At 61.0% G+C, this 20557-nt stretch carries 20 protein-coding genes; 14 read left to right on the top strand and 6 right to left on the bottom strand.

The features are described 5' to 3' along the window. Positions 1 to 178: 178 nt before the first annotated feature. Positions 179 to 1111 (bottom strand): LysR family transcriptional regulator, encoded by a 933-nt coding sequence (locus AC1DY9_RS17720; protein WP_457278713.1) that lies wholly within the window; start codon positions 1109 to 1111, stop codon positions 179 to 181. Positions 1112 to 1255: 144 nt separating this feature from the next. Here AC1DY9_RS17720 and AC1DY9_RS17715 point away from each other — a divergent pair, with 144 nt between their 5' ends. The 11 genes from AC1DY9_RS17715 (at position 1256) to AC1DY9_RS17665 (ending at position 10966) form a co-directional block, all read left to right on the top strand. Then, positions 1256 to 2233 (top strand): Bug family tripartite tricarboxylate transporter substrate binding protein, encoded by a 978-nt coding sequence (locus AC1DY9_RS17715; RefSeq protein ID WP_477667191.1) that lies wholly within the window; start codon positions 1256 to 1258, stop codon positions 2231 to 2233. 36 nt (positions 2234 to 2269) lie between these two features. Beyond that, complete coding sequence (locus AC1DY9_RS17710) at positions 2270 to 3313, top strand: 4-hydroxythreonine-4-phosphate dehydrogenase PdxA (protein ID WP_477667190.1); 1044 nt, start codon at positions 2270 to 2272, stop codon at positions 3311 to 3313. A 73-nt stretch (positions 3314 to 3386) separates the two neighbouring features. Beyond that, a complete protein-coding gene (locus tag AC1DY9_RS17705; RefSeq protein ID WP_457278716.1) occupies positions 3387 to 4559 on the top strand; it encodes an L-rhamnonate dehydratase in 1173 nt (390 codons plus the stop codon). Between the two features lie 5 nt (positions 4560 to 4564). After that, a complete protein-coding gene (locus AC1DY9_RS17700; protein WP_477667189.1) occupies positions 4565 to 5482 on the top strand; it encodes a dihydrodipicolinate synthase family protein in 918 nt (305 codons plus the stop codon). A 93-nt stretch (positions 5483 to 5575) separates the two neighbouring features. Continuing rightward, positions 5576 to 6520, top strand: coding sequence for a YncE family protein (locus tag AC1DY9_RS17695; protein ID WP_477667188.1), 945 nt, complete (start codon positions 5576 to 5578; stop codon positions 6518 to 6520). 30 nt (positions 6521 to 6550) lie between these two features. Then, on the top strand, positions 6551 to 7561 hold the full coding sequence (locus tag AC1DY9_RS17690; protein ID WP_477667187.1) for an amidohydrolase family protein: 1011 nt from the start codon (positions 6551 to 6553) through the stop codon (positions 7559 to 7561). A 19-nt stretch (positions 7562 to 7580) separates the two neighbouring features. Next, positions 7581 to 9032: an aldehyde dehydrogenase family protein gene (locus AC1DY9_RS17685; RefSeq protein ID WP_457278720.1), complete on the top strand. Its 1452-nt coding sequence runs from the start codon at positions 7581 to 7583 to the stop codon at positions 9030 to 9032. A gap of 165 nt (positions 9033 to 9197) precedes the next feature. Further along, positions 9198 to 9521, top strand: coding sequence for a hypothetical protein (locus AC1DY9_RS17680; protein ID WP_477667186.1), 324 nt, complete (start codon positions 9198 to 9200; stop codon positions 9519 to 9521). Between the two features lie 49 nt (positions 9522 to 9570). Further along, positions 9571 to 9996: a hypothetical protein gene (locus tag AC1DY9_RS17675; RefSeq protein ID WP_477667185.1), complete on the top strand. Its 426-nt coding sequence runs from the start codon at positions 9571 to 9573 to the stop codon at positions 9994 to 9996. Continuing rightward, a complete protein-coding gene (locus AC1DY9_RS17670; RefSeq protein WP_477667184.1) occupies positions 9984 to 10364 on the top strand; it encodes a hypothetical protein in 381 nt (126 codons plus the stop codon). The genes AC1DY9_RS17675 and AC1DY9_RS17670 overlap by 13 nt, the downstream gene beginning before the upstream one ends. Further along, positions 10361 to 10966, top strand: coding sequence for a DUF6151 family protein (locus AC1DY9_RS17665; protein WP_477667183.1), 606 nt, complete (start codon positions 10361 to 10363; stop codon positions 10964 to 10966). Before AC1DY9_RS17670 ends, AC1DY9_RS17665 begins: the two co-directional genes overlap by 4 nt. Positions 10967 to 11051: 85 nt before the next feature. On the opposite strand, the gene glmM is transcribed toward AC1DY9_RS17665, so the two are convergent. The 4 genes from glmM to AC1DY9_RS17645 form a co-directional block, all read right to left on the bottom strand. Then, positions 11052 to 12383 carry a phosphoglucosamine mutase gene (gene glmM, locus AC1DY9_RS17660; RefSeq protein WP_457278725.1) on the bottom strand — a complete coding sequence of 444 codons (1332 nt, stop codon included), beginning with the start codon at positions 12381 to 12383 and terminating at the stop codon, positions 11052 to 11054. 113 nt (positions 12384 to 12496) lie between these two features. Then, complete coding sequence (gene folP / locus AC1DY9_RS17655; protein ID WP_477667182.1) at positions 12497 to 13354, bottom strand: dihydropteroate synthase; 858 nt, start codon at positions 13352 to 13354, stop codon at positions 12497 to 12499. A 194-nt stretch (positions 13355 to 13548) separates the two neighbouring features. Next, complete coding sequence (gene ftsH / locus AC1DY9_RS17650) at positions 13549 to 15471, bottom strand: ATP-dependent zinc metalloprotease FtsH (protein ID WP_457278727.1); 1923 nt, start codon at positions 15469 to 15471, stop codon at positions 13549 to 13551. Positions 15472 to 15601: 130 nt separating this feature from the next. Beyond that, positions 15602 to 16360: an RlmE family RNA methyltransferase gene (locus tag AC1DY9_RS17645; protein ID WP_477667181.1), complete on the bottom strand. Its 759-nt coding sequence runs from the start codon at positions 16358 to 16360 to the stop codon at positions 15602 to 15604. 42 nt (positions 16361 to 16402) lie between these two features. Between AC1DY9_RS17645 and AC1DY9_RS17640 the strand changes: the two genes are divergently transcribed. The 3 genes from AC1DY9_RS17640 (at position 16403) to AC1DY9_RS17630 (ending at position 19790) form a co-directional block, all read left to right on the top strand. Then, positions 16403 to 16879, top strand: a complete 477-nt coding sequence (locus AC1DY9_RS17640; RefSeq protein WP_477667180.1) for a YhbY family RNA-binding protein — start codon at positions 16403 to 16405, stop codon at positions 16877 to 16879. 117 nt (positions 16880 to 16996) lie between these two features. Continuing rightward, positions 16997 to 19066 carry a M3 family metallopeptidase gene (locus AC1DY9_RS17635; protein WP_477667179.1) on the top strand — a complete coding sequence of 690 codons (2070 nt, stop codon included), beginning with the start codon at positions 16997 to 16999 and terminating at the stop codon, positions 19064 to 19066. Positions 19067 to 19118: 52 nt separating this feature from the next. Further along, on the top strand, positions 19119 to 19790 hold the full coding sequence (locus AC1DY9_RS17630; protein WP_477667178.1) for a glutaredoxin family protein: 672 nt from the start codon (positions 19119 to 19121) through the stop codon (positions 19788 to 19790). Between the two features lie 66 nt (positions 19791 to 19856). On the opposite strand, the gene rpiA is transcribed toward AC1DY9_RS17630, so the two are convergent. After that, positions 19857 to 20528 (bottom strand): ribose-5-phosphate isomerase RpiA, encoded by a 672-nt coding sequence (gene rpiA / locus AC1DY9_RS17625; protein WP_457279766.1) that lies wholly within the window; start codon positions 20526 to 20528, stop codon positions 19857 to 19859. Positions 20529 to 20557: the final 29 nt, after the last annotated feature.

Raw genomic sequence — 20557 nt, 5'->3', positions numbered from 1 at the left:
GGGCAAAAGCTTGATCCAGGTCATGGAGTGTTCATCCATGACCACACACGCCGATTTCAATTTCTGTTCTTCGCTGGCATTGACGCATATTTCATAGCGGCCGGCGCTCACTCCGTGGACCAAGGCCCGCAATTTTCAGGAAATTTCTCCGCAGCGGATTGCCATCGGCCTCCGGCGGCTATTTCTGGTGCAGCGCCGCCAGGAAAAACCGTGCCGCGTCGCTCATCGGCCTGTCCTTGCGGGTGATGGAGCCAAACGCTTCCATCTTGTGCTGGATGAAGCAGGGCAGGATCTTGAGCAGGCCATGCCGGGCGTAGTTCTCGGCAATCGACTGCGGCATGACGCCCACCATGTCGGTTTCGGCAATCAGGTTGGTCGTCGTGAGGATGGACGCGGTTTCGATCAGGCCCTTGGGCGTGGGCGCCTGCAACATGCGGAACTCCTGCTCCAGCACCTCACGCATCGGGCTGCCTTTGGGCTGCAATATCCATGGGTAGTCCAGCAGGCTGGCAAACTTCACCGCCTTCTTTTGCCCCAGCGGATGGTGCACGCCAGCCACCACGGCCAGCGCCTCATTTTCAAGCGGGGTGAAGGCGTAGTCAGCCCGGTGCTCGTCGCGAATGCGCCCGATGGCAACGTCAAGCACGCCTTCGCGCAGCAGCTCGAACAGCCGGTCGCTGGTGTCCAGCATGACATCGACCGACAGCAGCGGGTAAGCTTTTTTGAGCGCGATGATCGCGTGTGTCAACAAGTTTGGCGACGGCGCCATGATGCTGCCGACCGACACCCGACCGGAGCTGCCCAGCTGCAGCTCGGCCAGCTCACGGGTCATGGACTCGATGGAACCGCGCATGCCGCGGAAATAGCGCAATGCGCTGGCGCCGGCCGGCGTGAGCTTTTGCCCGCGCCCCACCCGCTCGAACAGGCGCTGGCCCAGCGCGGACTCCAGCTCCTGGATCATCTTGGTGGCGGCCGGCTGGGTCATGCCCAGTTCCGCAGAAGCTTTGCGCAAGGTACCGTGTTCACCCACGGCCAGGATGAGTGCGACCTGGCGCATGCGCAGACGGTTGAGCAGCTGGGGAATGGAGGAGCCAGGTGAAGTGTCGGGCATCGGCGGTCTTTCAGGGGGTCAATTCAATTGATCACCATAGGTTATCAAATAATCAGGTATTTTCAATTTACGTTAAGTGTTGCCATCCCTACCATCGAGGCATTCGTTCAAGCTTTCCCGCACAAAGACCCGGAGACAAAGACAATGCCCCGCCTGAAACCCTTCACATTCCTCCCGGCGCTGCTGGCGGCTGCCGCGATGGCCGCCGCCTTCCCCGCGCTGGCGCAAGACTGGCCCAGCAAGCCGGTACGCATCCTGGTGGGCTCGGCCCCCGGCGGCGGCACCGACGCCATGGCCCGCGCGGTCGCAGACCGGCTGGGGCCCCTGCTCAAGCAGCCGGTGGTGGTCGAGAACCGCCCCGGCGCCTCCAACACGCTGGCGGCCGACCTGACGGCCAAGGCGACCGACGGCCATACCCTGCTGATGGGTGTTTCGACCGCGCATGCGATTGCCCCGCACCTGCTGAAACTCGGCTATGACAACAACAAGGACCTGGTGCCCGTGGTGTTTGTCGGCGCGGTGCCCAATGTGCTGGTGGTCAACAACGCCCTGCCGGTAGATTCGGTGCAGTCGCTCATCAAGCTGGCCAAATCAAAACCCGGCCAGCTCAACTACGCCACCAGCGGCTCGGGCAGCACGCAACACATCGCGGCCGAGCTCTTCAAGGACCAGGCCGGCGTTTTCATCACGCACATCCCCTATCGCGGCAGCGGCCCGGCGCTGATCGACCTCGTCGGCGGCCAGGTGCAGCTGAGCTTTGACACCATGCCCTCGGTGATCGGCCAGATCAAGAACGGCCGCATCAAACCATTGGCGGTGGCCAGCGCCAAACGCAACCCGCAGCTTCCCAATGTGCCGACCATGGCGGAAGCCGGCGTGAAGGGTGTCGAGATGAGCGCCTGGTACGGCATCTACATGCCGGCAGCCACGCCCAAGGCGGTGCAGGAGCGTGTCTACGCCGAGGTCACCAAGGTCCTGGCGATGCCGGAAACACAAACCCGCCTGGGCGCCATCGGCGCGGACCTGACGCCCATGACGCAGGCGCAGTTCGCGCAATTTCATAATGACGAGAACAAGCGCTATGGTGACCTGATCGCCAAGAAAAACATCAAGCTCGACTGAGCCCGACAAACCGACTTCACTGACTGGACCGACGCCATGAGCAACACGCCAACGCCTGCATACAAGCCCGTGATCGCCCTCACGCTGGGCGACGCAGCGGGCATAGGCCCTGAGCTGATCGCCCGGCTGCTGTCGCAGCCCGGCATCACCGATAGCGCCAACATCGTGCTACTGGGTGATGCCTGGCTCTGGCAGCAGGGCCAACTCATGGCAAAGCAGACGGTGGCAACGCAAGCTGTGACCAGTCTGGCCGAAGTGCGCGGCCGCGCCGACACACGCCTGCCGGCCTTCCTGCCCACAGACACGATTCAACCGGCACAAGTGCAGCGCAGCCAGGCGCTGGCCGCCTGCGGTGCGGCAGTGTTGCAGGTACTCAACCTCTGCATGGATGGCGCCAAACGCGGCGAGGTCGATGCCATCTGCTTCGCCCCCCTGAACAAGCAGGCCATGAAGCTGGGCGGCCTGAAGCATGAAGACGAGCTGCACCACTTTGCCGAGTACCTGGGCGTGACCGGCTACTTCTGCGAGTTCAATACGCTGGGCGACTTGTGGACCGCGCGTGTGTCTTCGCACATTCCGCTGAAAGACGCAGCGGCCATGCTCAGCAAGGAGCGCATCGTCGACGCGACCCGCTTGATTTACGCATCGCTCAAGGCCAGCGGCAACAACAGCCCCAAAGTAGCGATGGCGGCGTTCAACCCACATGGTGGCGACGGCGGTGTCTGCGGCCGCGAAGAAATCGACATCATCGAACCGGCGGTGGCCGAACTGCGAGCCGGCGGCGTGCCGGTAGACGGCCCCTTCCCGGCCGACACCATCTTCCTGAAAGCGCAGGCCGGCCAGTACCAGGCCATCGTCACCATGTACCACGACCAGGGCCAGATCGCCATCAAGCTCATGGGCTTCAGCAAGGGCGTCACCGTGCAGGGTGGCCTGCCGGTGCCCATCACCACGCCGGCGCATGGCACAGCGTATGACATCGCCGGCCAGGGCGTGGCCGATGTCAACGCCACGCTCAACGCTTTTCGCATCGCCTGCCGCATGGGAGGACGCCTGGCGGCGCCTCCCCAAAGAGAGTAATACGGCTCACCCCACCCCAACCCTCCCCTTCCAGGGGAGGGCTCGAAAGATTCATCTCACACAGGACCTTTAAATGAAGATCAAATCAGTTCGCGCACGTGTATTCGAGTGGAAAGGCAAGACCGTTCCACCACAAGGCAACTTCTGCTCCAACGCCATGGACCTGGTCTACTCAAAGACAGAGTCCATGAGCACTTTCCGCTTCCACTCCTGGACGGTGGTCGAAATCGAAACCGACGATGGCATCGTCGGCCTGGGCAACGTGGCGCTGGCGCCGCACATTGCCAAAGCCATCATCGACCAGTACCTCACGCCGCTGGTGCTGGGCCAGGACCCCTGGGACTACGAATACCTGTGGCAGCGCATGTACCGCAGCACCCACGCCTGGGGCCGCAAGGGTGTGACCATGGCCGCCATCTCCGCGGTGGATCTGGCGATCTGGGACATCCTGGGCAAGTCGGTCAACAAGCCGGTGTTCAAGCTGCTGGGCGGCCGCACCAAGGAAAAGATTCCCTGCTACTACTCCAAGCTCTACCGCACCGACATCAAGGCCATGCAGGACGAAGCGCAGAAATACCTGGACCAGGGTTTCACCATGTTCAAGTCGCGCTTTGGCTACGGCCCGGCGCACGGCACCAAGGGCGTAGCTGAAAACCTGAAAGCCGTCGAGGCGATCCGCGAAGTCATTGGTTACGACAACGACCTGATGATGGAGTGCTACATGGGCTGGAACCTGGAGTACGCCAAGCGCATGCTGCCCAAGCTGGAAAAATTTCAGCCGCGCTGGGTGGAAGAACCTGTCATTGCTGACGACATCGACGGTTATGCCGAGCTCAATCAGCTCACCAGCATCCCGATCTCGGGCGGTGAGCATGAATTCAGCCTTTATGGCTTCAAACAGCTGCTGGACAAGAAAGCCGTGTCGGTCGTGCAGTACGACACCAACCGTGTGGGCGGCATCACGGCGGCGCACAAGATCAACGCGTTGTGCGAGGCGTACAGCGTGCCGGTGATTCCGCACGCCGGGCAGATGCACAACTACCACCTGACCATGAGCACCCTCGCCTCGCCCATGAGCGAGTACTTTCCGATGTTCGACGTGGAAGTTGGCAACGAGCTGTTCTATTACATCTTTGACGGAGAACCGGTGGCGGAGAACGGCTTCCTGCAGCTCGATGACAACAAGCCCGGCCTGGGCCTGACGATGAAGACCGAGTTCCTCAAAGACTTCAACATCGTCGAATGATCGGCATGAAAGCAAGATACACGGGCGTGTTCCCGGTGGTTCCCACCACTTTCACTGATGCGGGCGAGCTCGATCTGGAAAGCCAGAAGCGCTGTGTTGATTTCATGATCGATGCGGGATCGACGGGCCTGTGCATCCTGGCCAATTTCTCGGAACAGTTTGTACTGTCCGATGACGAGCGGGAAGTCCTCACCGCGGCCATCCTCAAGCACGTAGCGGGCCGCGTGCCGGTGATTGTGACGACCACGCATTTCGGCACCCGGGTGTGCGCCGAACGCAGCCGCCGCGCGCAGGACCTGGGCGCGGCCATGGTCATGGTGATGCCGCCGTACCACGGTGCCACCATCCGCGTGACGGAAGAAAAGACTTATGAGTTCTTCGCCACGCTGTCGGCCGCCATTGACATTCCCATCATGGTCCAGGACGCACCTGTCAGCGGCACGACGCTGTCGGCAACCTTCCTGGCACGCATGGCCAAAGAGATCCGCAATGTGGCCTACTTCAAGATCGAAACGCCGGGTGCGGCCTCCAAGCTGCGCGAGTTGATTCGGCTGGGCGGCGACGCGATTGAAGGCCCGTGGGACGGCGAAGAAGCCATTACCCTGCTACCCGACCTGGAAGCCGGCGCCACCGGTGCAATGACAGGTGGCGGCTACCCGGACGGCATTCGCAGGATCATGGATGCATGGGTCGCCGGCAAGCGGGATGAAGCCATTACCGAATACACCCGCTGGCTGCCGCTGATCAACTATGAAAACCGCCAGGGCGGCATCTTGACGGCCAAGGCCTTGATGAAGGAAGGAAGCGTGATCGCCTGTGAAGCGCCGCGCCATCCGTTTCCCGCCATGCACCCTGAGGTTCGCAAGGGGTTGATCGCCACCGCGCAGCGGCTGGACCCGCTGGTGCTACGCTGGGGCAGGTAAACGGCTTTGGCCGGCCTCTTCACGCGTTCTCTTTCTCTCTCTTTCTTTCTCTTTCTCTGTTTCCTTTCAGGCTCCCCCATCTTCAGGACAACCATGCCCCTTCGGGAAACACTCTTGCTGGTGCAGAAATGCGCCCATACCTTCAGCTTTTACGACCTGGCCACCGGCCAGACGGAAGAACACATCGTCTTGCCCAACTTTCCGCACGAGTTCACGGTAGACCCGGTGCGCCGGCTTGCTTACGTGGGCCACTACGGCATCGAAACCGCCAGCCATCTGGGAGACGCAGGTGGGCACTCGGTCTTTGTGATTGACCTGGACAAACGCGAGCATGTGGCCACCCTGAACCTTTGGCCGTATTACCGGCCGCATGGCTTAACAGTGGACGGCCAGGGCCGCCTGTTCGTGATGTCTGAGGCGCACAACGTGTTGCTGCGCTTTTCAGACCCGGCAAAGGTGCATGTACCGGACCTGGCTGTGTCTTCGGGCGGCTACAAGACGCACCTGTTTGCGCTGACGCAAGATGCACAGACAGCTTATGCACTGAACCTGCTGTCGAACACCGTCACCAAAATCAAGCCGAACGATCCGACCTTCACACCGGTCGCCATGATGCCCGGCCCGGTGCCCGAGGGCAATGTGCTGTCGGCTGACGAGTCGCTGCTGTACGTGGCCAACCGCGGAGACGACACCATCGTCGCGGTCGACACAGCCAGCATGAAAGTCGTAGCCTCAGGCAAGACACGGCGCGACCCCAACCGGGTCTACCGCTTCCAGGGCGCGCAAGGCCAGGACCTGCTGCTCACCACCAACTCGGGCGAGCATTCGCTGTCGATATTCGGCCTGGACCTGCAGGAGCAGCGCTGCTTTGCCTTGCCCAGCAACCCGCTGGCCTTGTCGTTTCACCCGGTGGACCGGGCGGTCTACATCTCGTTTCAGGACGAGACGGTGCGCCGCCTCAATCTGGACAGCTTTGCGTTCGAGCAGGAAATCAGGACGCTGCGTGAGCCTGATTCGTCCTACGTCTGGCGGCATTGATTCAGCAAGGTCTGTATCCACTCCCGGTTCATGAAGAGCACAGGCACATCGCCCACCTCACTGCCCGCACCTGTGAAGGCGTTTACAGGGCCCGTCGTCGACGCACATCACCACCTGTGGGACCTGTCGAAAGGCCACTACCCCTGGTTGCAGGAAGCGTACGATCCTGGCGCCTTCTTCCTTGGCGACTACCGGCCGATTTGCCGGGATTTCCTCGCAACGGACTACCGGGCCGCTGTAGGGCCTTGCGACGTGGTGGCAACCGTGCATGTGGAAGCCGAGCGCAGCCGCCTTGAGCAGGTTGCAGAAACTGCATGGCTGCATGAGGTCAACGCCAGGCACGGGTTTCCGAATGCCATCGTGGCGCACGCCTGGTTTGACCGGCCTGATAGCGGGGAATGCCTCCTTGCGCAGTCGCAGTTTCCGCTGGTGCGCGGCATCCGCAGCAAACCTGTCACATCGGCCGCAGCGGACCAAAGCGTCAAAGGGCAGGCAGGCACCATGCAACACGAAAACTGGCTGCGCGGCTTTTCATTGCTGGAGAAATTCGGCCTGCGGTGGGACCTGCGCGTGCCCGCCTGGCACTTGCCCGAAGCGGCTACCGTGGCAGCGATGTTTCCGAAAGTGCCCATCGCCCTGAACCACCACGGCTTTGCCTGGGACCGCAGCGAAGAAGGCCTCAAACGCTGGCGCGGCTGGATGGAAACGCTGGCCCGGCAGGAAAACGTACACGTCAAGCTTTCCGAGTTCGGCCTGCGCGGCCAGCCTTGGGACTGGCACGAAAACGCGCGCATCGTGCGCGAGACGGTGGCCATTTTCGGCTGGCAGCGCTGCATGTTTGCCAGCAACTTTCCGGTGGCGGGCCTGCGCATAAACTATCCGGACCTGGTTGGCAGTGTGGCCGGCATGCTGGACCACCTGCCGGCAAACCAGCAACATGCGATGATGTGCGATAACGCCTTGCGTTTCTACGCGATTGATGTGGCGCCGCCTGTGGCATTCCCGCAACCTGCGCGCCCTCTCGCCCCTGATCAACCCTGATTTCTTCTGGAGCCACCTCATGTCCACCAAACACGACAACCTCATCGCCGGCCAATGGCTGGCCGGCAGCAGCTACAGCCCGAACCTGAACCCCAGTAATCTCGCCGACGTGATCGGCGAGTACACACAGGCCGACGCCGCAGGGCTGGATGCCGCCGTGCAGGCCGCACAGGCCGCCTTCCCGGCCTGGTCTACCTCGGGCATCCAGGCCCGTTCCGATGCGCTCGACAAGATCGGCACTGAAATCCTGGCACGCCGCGAAGAGCTGGGCACCCTGCTCTCGCGCGAAGAAGGCAAGACCAAACCTGAAGGCATTGGCGAAGCCACCCGCGCTGGCCACATCTTCAAATTCTTTGCCGGCGAATGCCTGCGCCTGGGCGGTGAAACCATGCCGTCGGTTCGCCCGGGCATCGGCGTGGAAATCACGCGTGAACCCGTGGGCGTCGTCGGCCTGATCACGCCGTGGAATTTCCCCATTGCCATCCCGGCCTGGAAGATTGCGCCGGCGCTGGCCTTCGGCAATTGCGTGGTGCTCAAGCCGGCAGACCTGGTTCCAGGCAGTGCCTGGGCCCTGGCCGAAATCATCTCGCGCTCAGGTATTCCGGCGGGCGTGTTCAACCTGGTGATGGGGCCCGGCCGCGTCATCGGCGATGCGCTGGTCAACCATCCGGGCGTCAATGCCATCAGCTTTACCGGCTCGGTCGGCGTGGGCAGCCGCATTGCTGAGGTTTGCGCGAAAAACCTCAAGAAGGTGCAGCTCGAAATGGGCGGCAAGAACCCGCAGGTCATCCTGGACGACGCCGACCTGACCCAGGCCGTGGAACTCAGCGCACAGAGCGCTTTTTACTCCACTGGGCAACGCTGCACAGCATCAAGCCGCCTCATCGTGACCGAAGGCATTTACCCTGCTTTCGTCAAGGCGCTTCAGGAACGCATGGCCCGCATCAAGGTGGGCGACGCCCTGACTGCCGGAACCGACATCGGCCCGGTTTCTTCACAAGCCCAGCTGGAGCAGGACTTAAGCTACATCGCCATCGGCCAGCAGGAAGGCGCGACCTTGTCATTTGGCGGTGACCGCGTACGTTGTCACACCGGCAGCGGCGCCGAAGGCTACTTCATGACACCAGCGCTTTTCAGCGAAAGCACCGCCGGCATGCGCATCAACCGCGAAGAAATTTTCGGTCCCGTTGCCAGCATCATCCGGGTGAAGGACTACGAGGCCGCACTCGCCGCTGCCAATGACACGCCATTCGGCCTGTCAGCTGGCATCGCCACCACCAGCCTCAAATACGCGACCCACTTCAAGCGCCACAGCCAGGCCGGCATGGTCATGGTGAACCTCCCAACCGCCGGTGTGGACTACCACGTGCCGTTTGGCGGCCGCAAGGGCTCCAGCTACGGCCCGCGTGAGCAGGGCAAGTATGCGCAGGAGTTTTTCACGACGGTGAAGACGGCATATACGCTGGCTTGAGGATCAAGAAGAGACGATGCCCGGCGCGGCACCGTCTCTCCAGGACGTGTCGCAACGGCGCTTCAGCCAGCCGGTGCAGAGCGCTGAAATATCTGATGCGAGGTAAAAGCTCCATAGAATCGGTCAGATCACCCTTCAGCTGCTCAACCAACCATCGACTCGCCCATGAAAGAATCCCAGTTCGGTTTCCAATACTCGTGGGCCGACCTTCAGCCTGTTCGCGCATTGACAGTGATCGTGTTTGGCGCGCAGATTGCTGGTGCGCTTGCCGGCCTGGCATTTCCACAGTTCCCCCGTTGGTTTGAAAGTTTGTGGTTTGGCGCGGCTATTGCGACCTTCCCTGCTTTCCTGGTGGGACTGGCAGTTCAAGCCAGGCTTCGTCCCGGAAGCCTCGCCGAAAATCGCGTCATGGTTCGCCGCCTGGGCCTCATCGCACTGTTCTTGTCCGCTTTTGCCTTAGCCATGCCGCTTTTCGGATTCGGAAAATAGACGCGCGGGCTTACGCATCATCCATGTCGATCATTCAAAGAGTGCATCCATGCTCCAACTCAACCACATCCCAAAGATACTTCTCGCACTGACTACGGCCTACTTCCTCACCAGCCTTGGCCACTTCAGCCACAACGCCGAGTTCATCTGCGAATACCCCAACCTACCGGCCTGGCTGACACGCGCACAGGTCTATGCGGTGTGGGCGGCTATCACCTCTGTGGGTGTGGTCGGCCTGCTTCTGATACGCAAGAGATTCATGGCCTCGGGCCTTCTGCTGATGGCTGTGTACGCTGTGATGGGCTTTGATGGCCTGGGCCACTATGCACTGGCTCCCATCGAACTTCATCCCCTGATCGCCAACGTCACTATTCTTTCGGAAGTGGTTGCTGCTGCGCTGCTGTTACCGGTGGTGTTGTGGTTGCTGGCATCGCATACTTTTCGCCTAGACAGGAGCCTCACATGCTGTTCGTAATTGCGGAAGACGGCATGGTTGCAGTGCTGGAAAACGAGATAGCAGCAGAGCGTAGGTACGAGGCTATAGATGTCGAGAACGGGGTTTTCTCCTTCTATGCAGAAGACGGGTCGTGGCTGAAGCCGCGCTTTGTTCGACCCAATAAGCGAAGGCTGTTTGGCTTCGTTGTCGAAAATGGCGAATACAAACTTGAGCTCGCATCCGGTGAAGATCCAGTCATGGATACCTTTGAGGTAGCGATTGCCGAGGTACGCGGTATGGAGCCAAACCGGTACTTCAGTTCCCTATCGGAGATTGGCTTCCACGTGAAGAAGCGCCAGAATGCTTGCGAAGAGGATCAGTTCAAAAACAACAAGCTTCCTGAATGAACCATCCATTGCAATGCCGATGCGGCACCCTACGAGGCTACGTCAGCCACACCGAAACTGTCTGTAGAGGCGTCTGCTACTGCAAAGACTGCCAGGCCTACGCCCACTTTCTGGGCAAAGCCGACGAGATTCTGGATGAAATGGGCGGATCGGACGTGGTCGCCACGCTGCCCCAACACGTCACCTTCACCCACGGCCAGGAGGCGCTCACCTGCATGTCGCTCAGTGACAAGGGCATGTTGCGCTGGTATGCCAGCTGTTGCAACACACCGATCGGCAACACCTCGCGTGACTTCAAGGTCTCGCATGTCGGCCTGCTGCACAACTGCCTGAAAGATCCGTCAACAAGTCTCGACGCCGCCTTCGGCCTTGTGCGCATGAAAGTCGGCATGAAGAGCGCCAAAGGTAACCCCAAAGCCATGCCGGTCAGCACCAGCGTGTCCATTCTCCGGTTCATGGCGACACTGATACGCACGAGGCTCAATGGCGGCTACAAGATCACGCCCTTCTTTAACCCGGATGATGGGATGCCACGCGTATCACCCAAGGTGCTCACGCCGGATGAGCGGGCTCGCTTGATGGAGGCCGTAGAGGCTTCCTAGCCTGCTTGACAGAGCGCTATCGATTTAATAGCTGCTTGCGCCCGCCCTTAAAGAGTTGCAGCCGCTATCTTCCTGAATAAATCGCTCAGGACCGCACCGTATTCGCCACCCGCTCGGCGCAACTTTTCGCCTGGGCCGCATCGCGCGCTTCGACCATCACACGCAGCAGCGGTTCGGTGCCACTGGCACGAATCAGCAGGCGGCCCGTGTTGCCCAGCTCGGCTTCCACCGTTTTGGTCATGTCGGCCAAGGGTTTGCTGCTCTGCCAGTCCTGGTCGGGCTTGAGGCGCACGTTGACCAGCGTCTGCGGGAACAACACCACATCGCTGAGCAGCTGGGCCAGAGTTTTCTTGCTGCGCACACAGGCCTGCAACACCTGCAGCGCGCTGATGAGGCCGTCACCGGTGGTGTGCTTGTCGAGCGCCAGCAGATGGCCCGAACCCTCACCGCCCAGCAGCCAGCCACGTTTTTCAAGCTCTTCGAGCACATAGCGGTCGCCAACCTTGGCGCGTACAAATTCCACGCCTTTGGCTTTCAACGCGACTTCCACGGCCATATTGGTCATCAGGGTGCCCACGGTGCCGGGTACTTTCTCGCCACGCGCCAGCCGCTCGTTGACCATCAGGTACAACACCTCGTCGCCGTTGAAAAGCCGGCCTTCGGCGTCCACGATCTGCAGCCGGTCGGCGTCGCCGTCCAGCGCAATGCCGTAGTCCGCCTTGCTGGCCTTGACCTTGGCTATCAGCGCCTCGGGGTGCGTCGCACCGACTTCGTGGTTGATGTTGAGGCCGTCGGGTGCGCAGCCGATGGCAATGACTTCAGCGCCCAGTTCATGAAAGACCATGGGGGCGATGTGATAAGCCGCACCGTGGGCACCGTCCACCACGATCTTCAGACCGCGAAGCGTCAGGTCATTGGCAAAGGTGCTTTTGCAAAATTCGGTATAACGTCCTGCCGCATCATCAAGACGGCGGGCTTTGCCCAAAGTCGCAGAATCGGCCCAGACGGGTGGCTCGTCGAGCGCAGCTTCCACGGCCAGTTCCCACGCATCATCGAGCTTGGTGCCCTGCGCGCTGAAAAACTTGATGCCGTTGTCAGGGTAGGCGTTGTGGCTCGCACTGATGACGACCCCCAGGCTGGCGCGTTGGGCCCGCGTGAGGTAGGCCACACCCGGCGTAGGCAAGGGGCCGAGCAGCACTACATCGACGCCGGCGGAGTTGAAGCCGGACTCCAGCGCGCTTTCCAGCATGTAGCCGGAAATGCGGGTGTCCTTGCCGATCAGCACCGTAGGGCGGGATTCGGTCTTGCGAAGGACCCGGCCGACCGCGTGCGCAAGCCGTAAGACGAAGTCGGGCGTGATGGGCGGCTGGCCCACCGTTCCGCGAATGCCGTCGGTGCCGAAGTATTTTCTGGTCATGGAGTTTTGTCCCTGTGGAGCTTGTTGTTCTTGAAACAGGGGCCTATTTTAGGTGCCCCGTACAGCCCTTTGTCGGCCAAAGCCGCCATCTTTGCCGGATAGCGACAAAACTGCTAGCGCGCTGCCATCCATACCTTCAGGGCCTGCACAGTCTCACGCACATCATGCACACGCACGATACGGGCGCCTCGGTCCACCGCCAGCAAGGCGGCCGCTACGCTGGGTACCATGCGGTCGGTCACGTCGAGCTGGGCGACAGTCGCGAGCGAGGTGCTGGTTACGGCGGCCAAAGACGATTTGCGCGACCAGGCGGCCAGCAACGGATAACCGGTGGCGAGGAACTCCTGCTGCCGCGCGAGCAACGCGAAATTCTGCGCTACGGTTTTGCCAAAGCCCACACCCACATCCAGCACGATGCGGGATCTATCAACGCCAGCGGCCTGCAGGCCAGATGCGGCGCTTTCCAGAAAAGCCATCACCTGCGGTACCACATCGCCCTCCATGGGGGCAACCTGCATGGTCTGGGGTTCGCGATGCATGTGCATCAGACAGACACCGCAATTCGGGTGCTGCGCCACCACCTGCACCGCACCCGGTTTGCGCAGGGCCCAGATGTCGTTGATGACATCGGCGCCCAGGTCGAGCACAGCCTGCATCACTTCAGGTTTGTACGTGTCGACCGACAGCGGCACACCGAGGCTGACCGCATGGCGAACCACAGGCAGCACCCGTTCAAGCTCTTCCTCCAGTGGTACGGGCGGTGCGCCAGGCCGGCTTGATTCACCGCCAATGTCCAGCATGTCGGCGCCATCCCGGATCAATTTCTCACAATGAGCAAAGACGCCTGAAAAACCACCACCGAGGGTGAAATACCTGCCCCCATCCGAAAATGAGTCGGGCGTGACATTGACGATACCCATGACGCGCGGCTTGGACAGATCAATCTGAAAGCGGGAGGTTTGCCAGATCATGGATGGATGTCCCGAAACGAATGAAGGGTTAAACCACAGGCCGGTAAGCAATGCAATACCGCGCAACGAACGGTGCGTTGCCGAAGCCATACAAAGTGGCAAGCCCAGGAGCCATGTTCTCCACCATGAAAAAACCGGGGACTGGCCCCGGTTGTGATGACTGCCTGGCAGTCGTCTTCATGCTTGTGGAGGAATCAGGCTACCGTAGGTGCCGGATCGGTACTGACAGCAGGTGTACCGCCGCTGGGACCGCTACCGCCGCCTACCGACGAATTGCGCGGCGTCCAGTCCTTGGGCGGCCGGGGTTCCTTGCCGGCCATGATGTCGTCCAGCTGGTCGCCGTCAATGGTTTCCCATTCGAGCAAGGCCTTGGCCATGGCATGCATCTTGTCCTGGTTGTCCTCGATCAGCTTGCGCGCCTGGGCGTACTGCTGGTCGATGATGCGGCGTACTTCGCCGTCCACCTTTTGCAGGGTCGACTCGCTCATGTTGTTGGTCTTGGTGACTGAACGGCCCAAAAACACTTCGCCTTCATTTTCCGCGTACACCATGGGGCCCAGGGCCTCGGTCATGCCGTAACGGGTGACCATGTCGCGGGCCAGCGCTGTGGCACGTTCAAAGTCGTTGCTGGCGCCCGTGGTCATCTGGTTCATGAAGACTTCTTCGGCGATACGGCCGCCAAACAGCATGCTGATCTGGCTCAGCATGTACTCGCGGTCATAGCTGTAGCGGTCTTGCGCCGGCAGGCTCATGGTCACGCCCAGTGCACGGCCGCGCGGAATAATGGTGACCTTGTGAACCGGATCGCACTTCGGCAGCATCTTGCCGAGCAGCGCGTGACCGGACTCATGGTAGGCCGTGTTGCGGCGCTCTTCTTCGGGCATGACCATGCTCTTGCGCTCGGGGCCCATCAGTATCTTGTCTTTGGCTTTTTCGAAGTCCTGCATCTCGACGGTGCGCGCGTTGCGGCGTGCAGCCATCAGGGCGGCTTCGTTGCACAGGTTGGCCAGGTCAGCGCCCGACATGCCGGGCGTGCCGCGGGCGATGACCCCGGGGCTCACATCCTGGCCGAGCGGAACCTTGCGCATGTGCACATTCAGGATCTGCTCGCGGCCGCGGATATCGGGCAGCGTCACATAGACCTGGCGGTCAAAACGGCCGGGACGAAGCAAGGCGGCGTCCAGGATGTCGGGACGGTTGGTGGCAGCCACCACGATCACGCCGACATTGGTTTCAAAACCATCCATCTCGACCAGCATCTGGTTCAGGGTCTGCTCGCGTTCGTCATTGCCGCCGCCCAGGCCCGCGCCGCGCTGGCGGCCGACTGCGTCGATTTCATCGATAAAGATGATGCAAGGCGCGTTTTTCTTGGCGTTGTCGAACATGTCGCGCACACGCGACGCACCCACACCGACGAACATTTCAACGAAGTCAGAGCCGGAAATCGAGAAAAACGGAACTTTTGCTTCGCCGGCAATGCTCTTGGCCAGCAGGGTTTTACCGGTGCCCGGAGGGCCAACCAGCAGCAAGCCACGCGGAATACGGCCACCCAGTTTCTGGAATTTGGCGGGGTCTTTCAGGAAGTCGACCACTTCCTTGACTTCTTCCTTGGCTTCGTCGCAGCCCGCCACGTCGGCAAAAGTCACTGGATTGGTGGATTCATCGAGCAGGCGCGCCTTGGATTTACCGAAGCTGAAAGCCCCGCCCTTGCCGCCGCCCTGCATCTGCCGCATGAAATAAATCCACACGCCGATCAGCAGCAGCATGGGGCCCCAGCTGATCAGCAGGGACGTGAGCAGGGAGGTTTCTTCGCGGGGCTTGACGTCAAACTTCACGTCGTTGGCGATCAGGTCGCCGACGAGGCCGCGGTCAAGGTAGGTTGCGGTGGTGCGAACCTTGCGATCATCCACCGTGGTTGCGGAAATCTCGGTGCCGCCCTGGCCTTCGGCGATGGTGGCCTGCTTGATGCGCTTGCCGCGCACCTCTTCCAGGAACTCGGAGTAACCCAGGTAGTTTGAGCCGGCGCTACCGCGTGGATCAAATTGCTTGAATACGGTAAACAGCACCATGGCGATAACCAGCCAGATTGCAATTTTGGAAAACCACTGATTGTTCAAGGACTACTCCGGTATAAGAACAAAAGTCACATGCGCCTGATTTTAGGCGTTTCAAGGGCAAAAACCGCGTAATCCCCTGCCAGCCCCATGTTTGAAGCGGGTTTAGGTGATTTTTGCCACCGTATCGCACTCATTGTGCAGCGTCAGCGCGCCTTTTAAGTCCTCTGCCAATCAGGAAAATCTCCGACGACCCGGGGCGCGAGGCCTTGGGTTTGAGGGGCTTGACCGTCTTGAAGGTGTCCTTGAAAAGCTTCACGAGCTGATCGTATCCACTGCCGTGAAAAAGCTTCACCACCAGCGTGCCATCCGGTTTCATCCGGTTCTGGGCAAATTCCACGGCCAGCTCTATGAGGTGGGCAATCCGGGCCGCATCGGCCGATTCAATACCCGACAGGTTGGGCGCCATGTCCGAGATCACAAGATCGACCCGGATCTGCCCTTCGGACGAGGCCAGCGCCTGCTCCAGCTTCTGCAGCACCTCCACCTCCCGGAAGTCGCCCTGGATAAAAGTCACCCCCTCGATCGGCTCCATGGGCAGCAGGTCCAGCCCGATGATGCGGCCGTTGAGCTCCCCCGCCGCCGCGCCGGTGGGTGACAGCTTGCGCCGCACATACTGGCTCCAGGCCCCGGGCGTGCTACCCAGGTCGACCACACAGTCCCCCGGCCGGATCAGGCCGAAGGTTTCGTCAATTTCCTTCAATTTGTAAGCGGCCCTGGCCCGGTAGCCCTCTTTTTGGGCCAATTTGACGTAGGGGTCGTTGATGTGGTCGTGCAACCACGCCTTGTTGACCTTTTTCCCTTTCGCACTGGCTTTCGATACGGCTTTGGCAGCGGCCTTCGCGTCGGTCTGGGTGCCGGGTTTGAAGTCGGTCTTGGCATTTACTTTCATGGGGTCTATTGTCCTCTTCCCGACTCCCCCGATAATTGGGTCATGGCTCAAATACAACTTACCCCCGCCCAGCGCAAGGATCACCGCGCCCATGCCCATCACCTGAACGCAGTGGTGATGATCGGCTCCGATGGCCTGACCGCTGCCGTCAAGAAAGAAACCGACGCGGCCCTGAACGCGCACGGCCTCATCAAGGTGCGGGTTCAATCAGACGACCGCGCCGGCCGAGAAGCGATTTTCCAGAACCTGGCAGATGAACTCAACGCCGCCCCCATCCAGCATATCGGCAAGCTGCTGGTCCTGTGGCGCCCAATGCCGGAAAAGGAAAAGAAGGTCAATGAAGACCGCATGCCCGGCCCCCGTGATGTCAAGGTACTGAAAAACAGCTCCCGCTACGGCCAGCGCCCCGAAGTCAAAACCCTGCGCGTGCTCGGCAACCAGCGCCTCACGCCCGGCGGCACCGTCAAACGCGCCAAAAAACCCCAATTGAAAAGCGTCAAGAAGAGTGCACAGGGCTGAGTTCCCCGCCCGCAAGGCACGGGGTAATTGCCCCGATAGCGCCCCGACAGGCACATTCTTCCTGGCCCGGTAGCCCCAGGCCTTTAGATTCGAGACTTTCGCCCACAGCTGTACGTCATGACCAATCCCCTTCTCGACTTCTCCGACCTTCCCCTGTTTGACCGGATTCAGCCCGAGCATGTGGCGCCAGCCCTCGACGAGCTGCTGGCCAAGGCTGAAAGCGCCCTTGAGCATGTCACGGCAGCGGATTTTCCGGCCTCATGGAGCGGTATCGCCGGCGTGCTGGACGTGGCCACCGAGAACCTGGGCCGCGCTTGGGGCGCCGTGAGCCACCTCAACAGCGTGGCCGACACGCCGGAACTGCGCACGGCCTACAACGCCGCCCTGCCGCGCGTGACTGAGTTCTGGACCCGCCTGGGCGCCGATGAGCGCCTTTACGCCAAATACAAGGCCATCGACGTGGCCACCCTGAACACCGAGCAGCGCCAGGCCCATAAAAACGCCATCCGCAACTTTGTGCTGTCGGGTGCGGAACTGAAGGGCGCCGACCGCGACCGTTTTGCCGAGATCCAGGAACGCCAGGCCGAGCTGAACCAGAAATTCAGCGAGAACGCCCTGGACGCCACCGACGCATTTGCCTATTACGCGACAGAAGCCGAGGTTGAGGGCATTCCTGCAGACGTGCTTGAAACAGCACGCAACCAGGCCCAGTCCGAAGGCAAGACCGGCTACCGCCTCAGCCTGAAAATGCCAAGCTACCTGCCTGTCATGCAGTTTGCCAAAAGCAGCAAACTGCGCGAAACCTTTTACAAGGCCTACACCACCCGCGCCAGCGACCAGGCCGCACCCGAGTTCAGCAAATTCGACAACAGCGCCATCATGAAGGAAATCCTTGCGCTGCGCCTCGAAGAGGCAAAGCTGCTGGGCTACCGTAATTTCGGCGAGGTCTCGGTGGTCGCCAAGATGGCCAAGTCCCCCGACGAGGTCATCACGTTTTTGCGTGACCTTGCCCGGCGCGCCCGACCCTATGCCGAAAAGGATGTTACCGACCTGCGCGCCTTTGCCACCACCCAGTTAGGCCTGGCCGACCCGCAAGCCTGGGACTACGCCTACATCGGCGAAAAACTCAAGGAAGCGCGCTACGCCTTCAGTGAACAGGAAGTCAAACAGTACTTCACTGCCCCCAAAGTGCTGGCAGGCCTCTTCAGGATCGTGGAAACACTGTTTGAAGTCGCCATCCGCAAGGACTCGGCACCCGTGTGGAAGCCTGGCGTAGAGTTTTTCCGTATCGAGCGCAACGGCCAGCTCGTGGGCCAGTTCTACCTGGACCAGCCCGCCCGCAACGGCAAACGCGGCGGCGCCTGGATGGATGATGTGCGCACCCGCTGGCTGCGCCCCGACAACGGCAAGCTACAAACCCCGGTGGCGCATCTCGTCTGCAATTTCGCCGAGGGCGTGGGCGGCAAGCCAGCCCTGCTCACGCACGACGACGTGACCACGCTGTTCCACGAATTCGGCCACGGGCTGCACCACATGCTCACCCAGGTCAACGAACGGGACGTTTCCGGCATCAGCGGCGTCGAATGGGACGCCGTCGAGCTTCCCAGCCAGTTCATGGAAAACTTTTGCTGGGAGTGGGACGTGCTCAAGCACATGACCGCCCACGTGGACACCGGCGCTGCCCTGCCGCGCGAGCTGTTCGACAAGATGCTGGCCGCCAAAAACTTCCAGAGCGGCATGCAGACGCTGCGCCAGGTCGAGTTTTCACTATTCGACATGCTGCTGCACACCTCTCACAACCCAGCCGACGACCTGATGGATCTCCTGAACGAGGTGCGCCGCGAAGTCGCTGTCATTGCGGCCCCGGCCTACAGCCGTACTGCGCATACATTCAGTCACATTTTTTCCGGTGGTTATGCGGCCGGGTATTACAGCTACAAATGGGCCGAAGTCCTGTCTGCCGACGCTTATGCCGCGTTTGAAGAGTCCGCCCATCCTGCAGCCGATCCGGGTACAAACACTGACGCCGGCACAGGATCGGGTACCGTTAATGTAGAAACAGGCCGAAAATACCGGCAAGCCATCCTGGAAGCAGGGGGCAGCCGTCCGGCCATGGAATCATTCAAGGCCTTCCGGGGCCGGGAGCCAACGCTGGACGCGCTGATGCGCCACCAGGGTATGGCTTGAAACACCTGAGCCAAGCCACTTCAATTCAAATTCAAGACTGACTGGGGAAACCATGAAATCAAACGCTGTTAGATCCTTCTCTCCCAACGCCCTGCTGGCCATGCTGCTGCTTGGGGGAAGCTTAATTTTTATGGCGCTGCCGTCGCACGCGCAGGTCTACCGCATCGTGGGACCCGACGGCAAGGTAACCTTTTCCGACCAGCCACCGCCGGCGGCAAGTAGCGGCAAGGTTAGCGCTGCCAACGCAGCGTCAAGTGGTGGAGCAGCATCCGGAGGTCTTCCTTTCGAATTGCGACAGGTTGTCAGCAAATACCCGGTCACGTTGTACACCAACGAAAAATGTATTCCCTGCGGTTCCGCCCGTGCCATGCTGATAAGCCGTGGCATTCCCTTCAGCGAGAAAACCGTTAGCACCAATGAAGATATTGCGGCCCTGCAGCGGGTGAGCGGCGATGCATCGCTACCCTTTCTGACCATAGCCGCCCAGCAACTCAAAGGCTATTCGGACGCAGAGTGGACGCAGTACCTGAATGCAGCGGGCTACCCTGCTGCGTCCATATTGCCAGCCACCTACCAGCGCCCCGCGCCTACACCCCTGGTCGCCGTGAGCAAATCTCCAGCAGCGGGCACCGCCCCAGCCGCTCCTGCCGCACCATCCCAGCAGGCTGCTCCGGCGGCACCACCCGCCGCCACGGCCAACAACCCTGCCGGCATCAAATTCTGAGCGGGCTCTGAAAATGCAAAATGCCGGGTACCAGCCCGGCGTTTTGCTTTCTGGGGCTAGAGCAGCCTAGAACACCAGCGTCTTCACCCCGCCCGGCGCACCCAGCAGGCAGACATGCGCCTTCTGGTGGGCGAACACCCCCACCGTCACCACGCCCGGCCACTGGTTGACCTGCGACTCAAAACCCAGTGGGTCGGCGATCTTCAGGCCGGTCACGTCCAGGATGTGCTGGCCGTTGTCGGTGACCAGCGGTTTACCGTCCTTGAGCCGCAGGTTGGCCGTGCCGCCCATGGCTGCAAACTGCTGCGCGATGCGCCTGGCCGCCATCGGAATCACCTCAACGGGCAGCGGAAAGTTGCCCAGCGCCTGCACCAGCTTGGACTCGTCGGCAATGCAGACAAACTTGCGCGACTGGGCCGCCACGATCTTTTCACGCGTCAGCGCCGCACCGCCGCCCTTGACCATATAACCCGCGTTGTCGATCTCGTCGGCGCCGTCGATGTACACCGCCAGTTCGTCCACCTCCGTCGCGTCAAACACCTTGATGCCCAGCGCCTGCAGGCGTTCCGTCGAGGCCACCGAGCTCGACACCGCACCGGCAATACGTCCCTTCATGGTGCCCAGCGCGTCAATGAATTTGTTCACAGTCGAGCCGGTGCCGACTCCCACAATGCTGCCTTCCTCGACATAGTGCAGGGCTGCCTGGCCGACCAGGGTTTTGAGTTCGTCTTGGGTCATGGCTTGAGTCATGGAAGTGTTGAAGAGTG

The organism is Polaromonas sp. P1_F6 (genome assembly GCF_056405695.1).
Note: the sequence above shows the minus strand (reverse complement) of the source record. Positions and strands in the feature narration are given on the sequence as shown.

Coding starts and splice junctions, on each gene's coding strand:
- AC1DY9_RS17720 (WP_457278713.1), bottom strand. CDS start 1,111: ATGCCCGACACTTCACCTGGCTCCTCCATTCCCCAGCTGCTCAACCGT.
- AC1DY9_RS17715 (WP_477667191.1), top strand. CDS start 1,256: ATGCCCCGCCTGAAACCCTTCACATTCCTCCCGGCGCTGCTGGCGGCT.
- AC1DY9_RS17710 (WP_477667190.1), top strand. CDS start 2,270: ATGAGCAACACGCCAACGCCTGCATACAAGCCCGTGATCGCCCTCACG.
- AC1DY9_RS17705 (WP_457278716.1), top strand. CDS start 3,387: ATGAAGATCAAATCAGTTCGCGCACGTGTATTCGAGTGGAAAGGCAAG.
- AC1DY9_RS17700 (WP_477667189.1), top strand. CDS start 4,565: ATGAAAGCAAGATACACGGGCGTGTTCCCGGTGGTTCCCACCACTTTC.
- AC1DY9_RS17695 (WP_477667188.1), top strand. CDS start 5,576: ATGCCCCTTCGGGAAACACTCTTGCTGGTGCAGAAATGCGCCCATACC.
- AC1DY9_RS17690 (WP_477667187.1), top strand. CDS start 6,551: ATGAAGAGCACAGGCACATCGCCCACCTCACTGCCCGCACCTGTGAAG.
- AC1DY9_RS17685 (WP_457278720.1), top strand. CDS start 7,581: ATGTCCACCAAACACGACAACCTCATCGCCGGCCAATGGCTGGCCGGC.
- AC1DY9_RS17680 (WP_477667186.1), top strand. CDS start 9,198: ATGAAAGAATCCCAGTTCGGTTTCCAATACTCGTGGGCCGACCTTCAG.
- AC1DY9_RS17675 (WP_477667185.1), top strand. CDS start 9,571: ATGCTCCAACTCAACCACATCCCAAAGATACTTCTCGCACTGACTACG.
- AC1DY9_RS17670 (WP_477667184.1), top strand. CDS start 9,984: ATGCTGTTCGTAATTGCGGAAGACGGCATGGTTGCAGTGCTGGAAAAC.
- AC1DY9_RS17665 (WP_477667183.1), top strand. CDS start 10,361: ATGAACCATCCATTGCAATGCCGATGCGGCACCCTACGAGGCTACGTC.
- glmM (WP_457278725.1), bottom strand. CDS start 12,383: ATGACCAGAAAATACTTCGGCACCGACGGCATTCGCGGAACGGTGGGC.
- folP (WP_477667182.1), bottom strand. CDS start 13,354: ATGATCTGGCAAACCTCCCGCTTTCAGATTGATCTGTCCAAGCCGCGC.
- AC1DY9_RS17645 (WP_477667181.1), bottom strand. CDS start 16,360: ATGAAAGTAAATGCCAAGACCGACTTCAAACCCGGCACCCAGACCGAC.
- AC1DY9_RS17640 (WP_477667180.1), top strand. CDS start 16,403: ATGGCTCAAATACAACTTACCCCCGCCCAGCGCAAGGATCACCGCGCC.
- AC1DY9_RS17635 (WP_477667179.1), top strand. CDS start 16,997: ATGACCAATCCCCTTCTCGACTTCTCCGACCTTCCCCTGTTTGACCGG.
- AC1DY9_RS17630 (WP_477667178.1), top strand. CDS start 19,119: ATGAAATCAAACGCTGTTAGATCCTTCTCTCCCAACGCCCTGCTGGCC.
- rpiA (WP_457279766.1), bottom strand. CDS start 20,528: ATGACCCAAGACGAACTCAAAACCCTGGTCGGCCAGGCAGCCCTGCAC.